1 rRNA gene is annotated in these 3,017 nt (G+C 53.2%); it reads left to right on the top strand.

The features are described 5' to 3' along the window. Positions 1–84 precede the first annotated feature (84 nt). Positions 85–3,012 (top strand): 23S ribosomal RNA (locus BLL41_RS22010). The last annotated feature ends 5 nt before the right edge of the window (positions 3,013–3,017 follow it).

The following is a 3,017-nucleotide window of genomic DNA, read 5'->3' on the forward strand; positions in this document are numbered from 1 at the left end:
GCGTGGTGTTCTTTGAAAACTAGATAACAGTAGACATCACATTCAATTAGTAATACAAGATATCACATAGTGATTCTTTTTAACGGTTAAGTTAGAAAGGGCGCACGGTGGATGCCTTGGCACTAGGAGCCGATGAAGGACGGGACGAACACCGATATGCTTCGGGGAGCTGTAAGCAAGCTTTGATCCGGAGATTTCCGAATGGGGAAACCCACCACTCGTAATGGAGTGGTATCCATATCTGAATTCATAGGATATGAGAAGGCAGACCCGGGGAACTGAAACATCTAAGTACCCGGAGGAAGAGAAAGCAAATGCGATTCCCTGAGTAGCGGCGAGCGAAACGGGATTAGCCCAAACCAAGAGGCTTGCCTCTTGGGGTTGTAGGACACTCTGTACGGAGTTACAAAAGAACGAGGTAGATGAAGAGGTCTGGAAAGGCCCGCCATAGGAGGTAACAGCCCTGTAGTCAAAACTTCGTTCTCTCCTGAGTGGATCCTGAGTACGGCGGAACACGTGAAATTCCGTCGGAATCCGGGAGGACCATCTCCCAAGGCTAAATACTCCCTAGTGACCGATAGTGAACCAGTACCGTGAGGGAAAGGTGAAAAGCACCCCGGAAGGGGAGTGAAAGAGATCCTGAAACCGTGTGCCTACAAGTAGTCAGAGCCCGTTAACGGGTGATGGCGTGCCTTTTGTAGAATGAACCGGCGAGTTACGATCCCGTGCAAGGTTAAGCAGAAGATGCGGAGCCGCAGCGAAAGCGAGTCTGAATAGGGCGCATGAGTACGTGGTCGTAGACCCGAAACCAGGTGATCTACCCATGTCCAGGGTGAAGTTCAGGTAACACTGAATGGAGGCCCGAACCCACGCACGTTGAAAAGTGCGGGGATGAGGTGTGGGTAGGGGTGAAATGCCAATCGAACCTGGAGATAGCTGGTTCTCTCCGAAATAGCTTTAGGGCTAGCCTCAAGGTAAGAGTCTTGGAGGTAGAGCACTGATTGGACTAGGGGCCCCTACCGGGTTACCGAATTCAGTCAAACTCCGAATGCCAATGACTTATCCTTGGGAGTCAGACTGCGAGTGATAAGATCCGTAGTCGAAAGGGAAACAGCCCAGACCGCCAGCTAAGGTCCCAAAGTATACGTTAAGTGGAAAAGGATGTGGAGTTGCTTAGACAACCAGGATGTTGGCTTAGAAGCAGCCACCATTTAAAGAGTGCGTAATAGCTCACTGGTCGAGTGACTCTGCGCCGAAAATGTACCGGGGCTAAACGTATCACCGAAGCTGCGGACTGTTCTTCGAACAGTGGTAGGAGAGCGTTCTAAGGGCTGTGAAGCCAGACCGGAAGGACTGGTGGAGCGCTTAGAAGTGAGAATGCCGGTATGAGTAGCGAAAGAGGGGTGAGAATCCCCTCCACCGAATGCCTAAGGTTTCCTGAGGAAGGCTCGTCCGCTCAGGGTTAGTCGGGACCTAAGCCGAGGCCGAAAGGCGTAGGCGATGGACAACAGGTTGATATTCCTGTACCACCTCCTCACCATTTGAGCAATGGGGGGACGCAGGAGGATAGGGTAAGCGCGGTATTGGATATCCGCGTCCAAGCAGTTAGGCTGGGAAATAGGCAAATCCGTTTCCCATAAGGCTGAGCTGTGATGGCGAGCGAAATATAGTAGCGAAGTTCCTGATTCCACACTGCCAAGAAAAGCCTCTAGCGAGGTGAGAGGTGCCCGTACCGCAAACCGACACAGGTAGGCGAGGAGAGAATCCTAAGGTGATCGAGAGAACTCTCGTTAAGGAACTCGGCAAAATGACCCCGTAACTTCGGGAGAAGGGGTGCTCTGTTAGGGTGCAAGCCCGAGAGAGCCGCAGTGAATAGGCCCAGGCGACTGTTTAGCAAAAACACAGGTCTCTGCGAAGCCGTAAGGCGAAGTATAGGGGCTGACGCCTGCCCGGTGCTGGAAGGTTAAGAGGAGCGCTTAGCGTAAGCGAAGGTGCGAATTGAAGCCCCAGTAAACGGCGGCCGTAACTATAACGGTCCTAAGGTAGCGAAATTCCTTGTCGGGTAAGTTCCGACCCGCACGAAAGGCGCAACGATCTGGGCACTGTCTCAACGAGAGACTCGGTGAAATTATAGTACCTGTGAAGATGCAGGTTACCCGCGACAGGACGGAAAGACCCCGTGGAGCTTTACTGCAGCCTGATATTGAATGTTGGTACAGCTTGTACAGGATAGGTAGGAGCCTTGGAAACCGGAGCGCCAGCTTCGGTGGAGGCATCGGTGGGATACTACCCTGGCTGTATTGACCTTCTAACCCGCCGCCCTTATCGGGCGGGGAGACAGTGTCAGGTGGGCAGTTTGACTGGGGCGGTCGCCTCCTAAAAGGTAACGGAGGCGCCCAAAGGTTCCCTCAGAATGGTTGGAAATCATTCGCAGAGTGTAAAGGCACAAGGGAGCTTGACTGCGAGACCTACAAGTCGAGCAGGGACGAAAGTCGGGCTTAGTGATCCGGTGGTTCCGCATGGAAGGGCCATCGCTCAACGGATAAAAGCTACCCCGGGGATAACAGGCTTATCTCCCCCAAGAGTCCACATCGACGGGGAGGTTTGGCACCTCGATGTCGGCTCATCGCATCCTGGGGCTGTAGTCGGTCCCAAGGGTTGGGCTGTTCGCCCATTAAAGCGGTACGCGAGCTGGGTTCAGAACGTCGTGAGACAGTTCGGTCCCTATCCGTCGCGGGCGCAGGAAATTTGAGAGGAGCTGTCCTTAGTACGAGAGGACCGGGATGGACGCACCGCTGGTGTACCAGTTGTTCTGCCAAGGGCATCGCTGGGTAGCTATGTGCGGACGGGATAAGTGCTGAAAGCATCTAAGCATGAAGCCCCCCTCAAGATGAGATTTCCCATTCCGCAAGGAAGTAAGATCCCTGAAAGATGATCAGGTTGATAGGTCTGAGGTGGAAGTGTGGCGACACATGGAGCTGACAGATACTAATCGATCGAGGACTTAACCACATTTT

This window comes from Bacillus sp. FMQ74, from assembly GCF_001875785.1.
Classification (GTDB): domain Bacteria; phylum Bacillota; class Bacilli; order Bacillales; family Bacillaceae; genus Bacillus; species Bacillus stercoris.